Here is a 7,729-nt window from a genome sequence, read left to right as displayed (position 1 = left end):
GACTGTATCAAATATTTATGATACAGCCTCTTTTTTTTTATATGAGACTTATTACCTCTAAATCAGTGGTTATTCTCAGGAAATTTATTTTTTTACAGCTGGAGCAGGGGCTGCGGATGATGCCGTTACGCCTAGTTTAGCTTTAATATCAGCAGTAAGATCGTCACCACCACCAAAGTAAGGTACACTGCCATTTGAAATGTCTAATACATATGCATATCCTTTTTCTTTTGCAACAGTATTGATTGCAGTCATTACTTTTTGCTCAATTGGAGCATACAATTCTTGCTGTTTTTTACCAATTTCTTCTTGCGCTACACGTTGAGAATCTTGAATACGGGTTTCCATTTCACGCATCGTAGTAGCAATTGTTTGTACTTCTGCATCAATAGTTTCTTTATTGGCCTCACTTCTGTTTTTTAATTTCTCGTTTGCGTCATTCTGATGTTTCTGGTATAAAGTATACATATCTTGAAGCTCTTTTTGTTTTGCATCACTCAAAGTTTTCATTTGTGCTTCGGCAGCTTTGAATTCATTGGTTGACTGTACAATTTCTGCTGTGTTGATGTGTCCAATTTTTTGTTGAGCATTGGCCGCATTTGATGCCAATAAAATACCTGATGCTACTACTACACTTTTCAATAAATTTTTCATGCTTTTTTCTTTAGTCTTATATTATTCTATATAAGTTATTTTTTGTTTAAATTATGATTTAAAAATTAGTTGCGCAATAATAATAAAAAAAATTAGTTCGATGAAGTATTGTTAGGTTTCAGACCTAATTTAATGATAACTTCATTGCTTTTATCTAGTTTAGGATTTGCATATAGAAAAGAAACCTCGCTTCTTTTATCTAAAATAAAGTCTAATTGTTGTTCCGATGCAATATTTTGAATTACTTTTTCTACTCGTTCTTGGATGGGCTTCATTAAACTTTCGCGTTTTTGGAAAAGTTCACCGTCCATTCCAAATTTACTTCTTTGGAAGTCTTTTACATTTTTCTCTTTGTTAACAATCTCATCCTCACGACGTCTCCTTAAATCTGCATTCAATTGTGCTTGATCCTTTTGATAAGCCTGATACATGCGCTCAATTTCTTCATATTGCTTATCAACCTCGGTTTGCCATTGTTGAGAAAGATTGTCTAATTGTTTCTGAGCGGCTATATATTCAGGAATTTGCTTCATGATATATTCCGAGTCTACGTATGCTAATTTTTGGGCATACGATACGCTGCCCATCATGGCTAGGGTTACTATAAGTAGTGCTATTCTTTTCATCGACATAAATATTTATTAAATTCTACCATTATGACCATCCATTTTGCAAAAAGTTTAATTTTTAGAATCCTCCCATGTTTTGAATGATACTAAATGTAAAGTTCTGCTTCCATCTGCTACTCTCTAAGCCTGGAATTGGATCCATTGCATGTCCGTAGTCTATTCCAAGCATACCAAAGATAGGTAAGAATATACGAGCACCAACACCAACTGAACGGCGTACTTTAAACGGGTTAACTTCACTGAAATTATTCCAGGTATTTCCTGCTTCTGCAAAAGCTAGCGCAAAAACAGTTGCTTGTTCATTCAGCATTATAGGATGGCGTAATTCAATTTGGTATTTTGCATATATTGGGCTTCCAGATTGCATTGCTATTCCTTGTTGGTTTCTTCCCGTAGAAGCAGGAATAATCGAACCATTCGCATATCCACGCATTGCAATTATTTCTGAACCTTGAAGGAAGTCAAATCCTTGCATTCCATCACCTCCTAATTTAAATCGTTCAAAAGGAGAGGTTGGGGTTTCATCACCATAAGATCCTAAATAACCAAATTGTGCCTGTGTCTTCAAAACCAATTTACCCACAATTTTAGTGTACCATTGGGAATCAAATTTCCATTTATGGTATTCCGTCCATTTGAATTTTTCATTGTCAGGAGCCGTTGCATAATTGATGTTATTCATTAGTGAATATGGTGGAGTCAATTGAACGCTAAATTTCAAATGCGATCCAGAGGTCGGATAAATGGGGGCATCAATGGAATTTCTACTAATCTCTTGTGTGAAATTGATATTATATGCGGTACCACTATCGAATATGAAATAACTACCGTAATTATCCAAATAATATCTTTGGTAAGACAAAGAACTATTTATCTGAAAATAATTATCAGGCCATTGTAAACGTTTCCCTAAAGTTGCGGTCACACCGTGCATTTGAATTTTAGGATTGTTCTCATACCCTTCATAACGGCCCGTTTGCCAATTATAGTATTGAGATTGCGAATTGGATATATAGGCACTTAGACCAAAATATACAGGTTTCTTACCACCTAACCATGGTTCAGAGAAAGAAAAACTGTAAGATTGGTAGCGCTTTCCTGAAGTTTGACCACGGATACTCAATTTTTGGCCATCTCCCCGGGGAAGAGGTTTCCATGCTTCTTTTTTGAAAAAATTACTCGTTGAAAAGTTATTAAATGTTAATCCCAAGGTACCGATTACTTGTCCTGCACCATATCCTCCGGATAATTCAACTTGATCAGAGGGTTTTTCTGCTACTGTAAATTCAATATCAGTTGTTCCTTCTTCATAATTTAAATTAATAGGCATTGGGGTGATCTTTTGTTCATCAAACATCCCTAATTGAGATATTTCTCGAACACTTCTTACCAACAATTCTCTAGAATATTTTTGCCCAGGTTTGGAATAGATCGAACGTAAAACTACACGGTCATTTGTCACATCGTTCCCTTTTAAGATGACGTTGTTAATGGTGTATTGTTTACCTTCAAACATTTGAATTTCTAAATCTACTGTATCTGAGTATATGCGTTTGATAACAGGTTGTACAGTGAACGTAAGGTATCCATCATTCTGATATACAGCGGCAATATCATCTGAGTTCCGTGTAGGCCCTGAGAGTTTGCTTGTTAATTTTTCCTCACTAAATACATCTCCTTTTTTAATGCCTAATAAGATGTTAAGTACTGAATCTTTGAATTTTGAATTTCCTGACCAATTTATGTTTCCTACATAATAACGCGGACCCTCATAAATTTCTAAATCAATAGCAACTTCATTTTCGTCAGCTCGATAAACAGAATCCTTTATAATTTCTGCATCCCGGTAACCCTTGTCTTGCATTTTAGCTGTGAGGTTGGTTTTTGCTTCTTCGTATTTATCCTCTTTAAATTTACCAGGACCAAAAACCCTAAACCAAGCCCTTGGTTTTACCCCTTTTAGGTACTTCCTTAACTGTTTATCTGTGAACTTTTCATTACCAGAAAATTCAACTTTCTTAACTTTAATCTTTTTATTCCTGTCAACAGCGACATGTACTATCTCGTTATTAGCTTGCGAGGAATCTTTTTTTGTGGTAATTTTTATCTCTGGATATAAGTACGATTTCTCTCTCAAAAATTTCTCGATTGTATTTCGTGTTGTTAATAATAAATTATCATTAACAATTTTACCGGCATTTGTATTCAGTCTTTTTCGTACTTCCTCAGTTTGGGTTTTACTTAATCCTGTAATGTCTACTCTTGTTAATCGTGGTCTTTCTTGTACTCTGATTTCAAGAAAAATAGTTTCTTCTTGAATACTGGTTGCATATAATTCTACACTTTCGAATAGATTTTGATCCATCAAATCTTTAATCACATTAGCTGTTTGTTCGCTTGGAACTTCAATATATTGACCAACTGTTAGCTTAGAAATGGTAATCAATACATCTTTATCTAGGTGCTGAGCGCCAGTGACGGTAATCCCACCTATAACATAGTTCTTTGGATCGAGGTAGCTGATTTCATCAGGATTATTCAGGTTAATTGGTCTGTTTCCTGAAATTTGTGCCTGTGAGAAGTTACAAATTAAGATAGTCAGTAAAGTAGTGATTTTTATTATATGCTTCATTTACTTTTTATTAAGTCTGCTAAAGTACAGCAAAGTCTTGTTAATTTTTGTTAAAAGAAATATTACGAATATTGGCCATTAAACGGCATTATTAAATAGTTGCAAAAGTACTGATTTCTCATAGTTGTTCACTAGTTTTTCCGAATCTTCTTTCTCTATTCTGAAATAAATAAATACATTCGAATAAATTTTCTCCATTAAATTCGGGCCACATTATTGGGAGGAAAAATATTTCTGAATAGGCAATTTGCCATAACATATAATTACTCACTCTTTCTTCACCGCTGGTTCTAATCAACATGTCTGGATCTGGCATGTTTTTAGTATACAGGCAATTGCTAAAAAACTCTTCATTAATATCCTTAACGTCTATTTCACCGTTTTTTACTTGGATAGCTATTGATTTGGTCGCATCCAAAATTTCTAGCCTCGAACCATAACTTAAAGCTAAAGTTAAAGTACATCCTGTGTTGTTTTTTGTTTGATCAATGGTATGTTGTAAAGTACCCTGACAATGCAATGGGAGATCACTAATTCGGCCTATTGTATGTACTCTGATATTGTTTTTTTGGAATGTAGGTAATTCTTGGTTTAGGGAGTTAACTAATAACTCCATTAATGCGTTAACTTCAAATTCTGGTCTATTCCAGTTTTCAGTTGAGAATGCATATAAAGTTAAATAGGATATTCCAATTTCCACTGCTGCCTCAAGAGTCTCACGAACGGCAGTTACACCATTTTTATGACCATATACACGCAGCTCTCCTTTCTCTTTTGCCCATCTCCCATTGCCATCCATAATAATAGCGATGTGTTTTGGCAGATTAGTTTTATCTATTTTATCTTTATAGTTCATTGGATCAAATTCTTTAATTCAAGCATATCAAACCAAGTTCGTTTAAGAATGAATTGGAATAGTAATTCGCATATTTGTTTATTTTGTGTTGCGTCATTACACGTTGGACTTCAATGATTAAAGGGTGTTGAAAAATTAATTTATTATTTGAATTTATGCGAAGTGTTTGATCTAGATTCCAATGCGTTGAGAATGATGGCGCATGAGACCAAGAAAACATTAACAATTCGTCAATTGATTCGTCTATGGATTTCAATATTTTATATATTTTGCGTAAAGATACAGGTTTTACAATAATCCTTACACATTAAATATTGTTAAATGAAGTACAGAAGCTAAATTTAATAGTTACGAACATCTATTCCCCACAATAATTTTTCTCTTAGAATGCTGAAATACTGATCGTTTGGTAACCTAATTAGATTGATAGAAAATGATGCTTTAGTAATTAATAGAGTTGTTTTTGTAGCTAATGTTTGACTTCTCGAATCACAACTCAAAATATATTTTTCACTTCTGCTTTCAATTTCTAACCTTAATTGCATGTTCTCGTTAACTACAATTGGCCTTACATTCAAATTATGCGGTGAGATTGGTGTGATTACGAAATTTCCACTTCCAGGCATAATGATTGGCCCACCACAACTTAAAGAATATGCAGTTGATCCTGTAGGGGTGGCAATAATCAAACCATCTGACCAATATGAGTTTAGAAGTTCGTTATCTAAAATAGCATTTACAGTAATCATCGCGGAAGAATCTGTGCGAAACACAGTGATGTCGTTCAAGGCAATATTTTCACCCTCTTTTAGAACTCCGTCTGGACTTGAGACCTGTAACAATGCCCTTTTTTGTATTTTGTAATTATTGGTAAGTATCAAATCTAACGCCTCTTCGATTTTATTTTTAGAGATGTTGGCTAAAAAACCTAATCGTCCAAAGTTAATCCCGGCAATCGGTATCCCAGTATCTTTTATTAGCGTAGCCGCGGAGAGCATTGTTCCATCTCCACCTAAGCTCAACATAAAGGAGATATGTTCAGGAAGTTCTTTATGAGATTTGAATTTTTTAAATTTAAAATTTACTTTACATAACTTCTTTAAAAAAGTATGGAAATCGTGATAAATATAGACTGTTACATTCTTTTCTCGCAGATAGGTAAACAATTCAACCACATAACCAACTACTGATTGATTAAATTCCCGACCATATACAGCAATTGCAACTTCTTTCATGCTTGTTTTATTATTTTTGTCCAAATATGGGGATTTCTAGGAAATTATATGTCCAAATAATTCATTAAAAGATTATACCTTTCATGAATATCGCTTTGATCGGACCCATCATTGAAACTAGCTTTAACTACGTAATCATGTCTCCATAAAGATGCCAACACGGAAGATATATTATTCTTGTTGACCTTTATTGTTAATTCAATTTTTGTGGAACTAGGTATTGGTTTGATTCCCGTGCTAATTATTTTGGTGTTCTCAGATTCAATGATATGTGCAATATGAGTTAGAGTATTATCTCTTTCTTCAATCTCTAGAACGATAATAGCTCCCTTTTCTTGATTTGAAAGAGTTGTATTAATTGCGCTCAGTATGTCCGCTTGAGTAATTACCCCAACGTATTTATTTTCATTATTTAAGATGGGCAAAACATCAAGTTTGTGAATCTCCATTTGTTGAAGTGCATCATAAATATGTTGATAATCGTAGAGGTAAATAAATGAAAAATTAATATTTAATTCATTAATTAATAGGTTATCATCCTCAACGGAAAGTAGATTGTCCTCAGTGATAATTCCTAAATAATCTTTATCATTTACGACTGGAAGTTGATGGAAGTGAAGTTCATTAACTTTATCCAATGTATATGCAACCGTGTCATTAGGACTGACTTCGGTATAGAGGGTAGATATGTTTTCACCTATATACATAATACCTTTTATTAATTAAACCCCAAAAATCAGAAAACGTTTAATTCTAATTTAATTTATTTTAACTTTCCTTGCTAAGGTAAAGAAAATATATAATTTCATGTAAAATAAATAGATGTTTTACTGTACTTAAAAGTATTTGTGTAATTTTACGCTACTTTAAAAAGAGTGGTTATTACATGGACTTACTAGAACAAGAAAAGTTTATTCAAATAAGGGAAGTTATACATAAAAAAAGTCCGAAGTTAGCCAAATGGATACCAAAACCTTTAATTAGCTATTTGGAGCGAGTGATTCACGAAGAAGAAATAAATTACATCATGAATACTTATCATGATAAATTTGGACTGGATTTCGTAGATTCATTACTAAAGGAATTAAAAGTAAATGTTTTGCTAGAAGGAGCTGAAAATATCCCTGAGAATGGAAGTGTAATTTTTGCTTCCAATCATCCCTTAGGTGGATTAGACGGCGTAGCCTTTATGCAAGCGATTGGTAAGTATAGGAAAGATGTTAAATTTCTAGTAAATGATATTTTAATGAATATTAGGAATCTAGAACCTTTATTTGTACCAGTCAATAAACTGGGGGGACAAAGTAAGTCTGGCATCGCAGCAATAGAAAATGCTTATGCAGCTGATCATGCTTTATTAGTGTTTCCTGCAGGACTTGTTTCCAGGAAAATTGACGGAAAAATAGTAGATTTAGAATGGAAGAAAAGCTTTATTAATAAGGCTAAAAAATATAAAAAAGATATTATTCCTGTTTACATTGAAGGGCGGAACTCAAATTTCTTCTATAATTTAGCGAATATTAGAAACACACTGGGGATAAAAGCTAATATTGAAATGTTATATTTACCCGACGAGATGTTCTCACAAAAAGGTAAGGATATAACAATAAAAATTGGAAATAAAATACCGTATACTCAATTTGATCAGAGTAAAAATGAACGCCAATGGGCTGCCAATATTAAGGAAAAGGTTTATGAGATGGCCGAAGGTAAAAAATAATAT

General features: G+C 33.4%; 7 protein-coding genes. 1 reads left to right on the top strand and 6 read right to left on the bottom strand.

From position 1 onward, the window contains the following. Nucleotides 1-84: 84 nt before the first annotated feature. From AC6CHH_RS15845 to AC6CHH_RS15820, 6 genes are all read right to left on the bottom strand, one after another. A complete protein-coding gene (locus AC6CHH_RS15845) occupies nt 85-654 on the bottom strand; it encodes an OmpH/Skp family outer membrane protein (RefSeq protein WP_498284637.1) in 570 nt (189 codons plus the stop codon). A gap of 92 nt (nt 655-746) precedes the next feature. After that, nucleotides 747-1,280 (bottom strand): OmpH/Skp family outer membrane protein, encoded by a 534-nt coding sequence (locus AC6CHH_RS15840; protein WP_498284635.1) that lies wholly within the window; start codon nt 1,278-1,280, stop codon nt 747-749. 61 nt (nt 1,281-1,341) lie between these two features. Next, on the bottom strand, nt 1,342-3,915 hold the full coding sequence (bamA, locus tag AC6CHH_RS15835) for an outer membrane protein assembly factor BamA (protein ID WP_498284634.1): 2,574 nt from the start codon (nt 3,913-3,915) through the stop codon (nt 1,342-1,344). A gap of 118 nt (nt 3,916-4,033) precedes the next feature. Beyond that, nucleotides 4,034-4,771, bottom strand: coding sequence for an undecaprenyl pyrophosphate synthase (uppS, locus tag AC6CHH_RS15830; RefSeq protein WP_498284632.1), 738 nt, complete (start codon nt 4,769-4,771; stop codon nt 4,034-4,036). Between the two features lie 341 nt (nt 4,772-5,112). Beyond that, nucleotides 5,113-6,006, bottom strand: a complete 894-nt coding sequence (locus AC6CHH_RS15825; RefSeq protein WP_498284630.1) for an NAD kinase — start codon at nt 6,004-6,006, stop codon at nt 5,113-5,115. A gap of 44 nt (nt 6,007-6,050) precedes the next feature. Beyond that, nucleotides 6,051-6,713 carry a CBS domain-containing protein gene (locus tag AC6CHH_RS15820; RefSeq protein ID WP_498284628.1) on the bottom strand — a complete coding sequence of 221 codons (663 nt, stop codon included), beginning with the start codon at nt 6,711-6,713 and terminating at the stop codon, nt 6,051-6,053. A gap of 179 nt (nt 6,714-6,892) precedes the next feature. Here AC6CHH_RS15820 and glsA point away from each other — a divergent pair, with 179 nt between their 5' ends. Next, nucleotides 6,893-7,726, top strand: coding sequence for a lyso-glycine lipid O-acyltransferase GlsA (glsA, locus tag AC6CHH_RS15815; protein WP_498284626.1), 834 nt, complete (start codon nt 6,893-6,895; stop codon nt 7,724-7,726). Nucleotides 7,727-7,729 lie beyond the last annotated feature (3 nt).

The organism is Sphingobacterium sp. GQ94 (genome assembly GCF_059758715.1).
This window is presented reverse-complemented; position numbering and strand designations above follow the sequence as displayed.

Bases quoted from the DNA above. Each gene is read 5' to 3' on its own strand.
- AC6CHH_RS15845 (WP_498284637.1), bottom strand. From the start codon at position 654: ATGAAAAATTTATTGAAAAGTGTAGTAGTAGCATCAGGTATTTTATTG.
- AC6CHH_RS15840 (WP_498284635.1), bottom strand. From the start codon at position 1,280: ATGAAAAGAATAGCACTACTTATAGTAACCCTAGCCATGATGGGCAGC.
- bamA (WP_498284634.1), bottom strand. From the start codon at position 3,915: ATGAAGCATATAATAAAAATCACTACTTTACTGACTATCTTAATTTGT.
- uppS (WP_498284632.1), bottom strand. From the start codon at position 4,771: ATGAACTATAAAGATAAAATAGATAAAACTAATCTGCCAAAACACATC.
- AC6CHH_RS15825 (WP_498284630.1), bottom strand. From the start codon at position 6,006: ATGAAAGAAGTTGCAATTGCTGTATATGGTCGGGAATTTAATCAATCA.
- AC6CHH_RS15820 (WP_498284628.1), bottom strand. From the start codon at position 6,713: ATGTATATAGGTGAAAACATATCTACCCTCTATACCGAAGTCAGTCCT.
- glsA (WP_498284626.1), top strand. From the start codon at position 6,893: ATGGACTTACTAGAACAAGAAAAGTTTATTCAAATAAGGGAAGTTATA.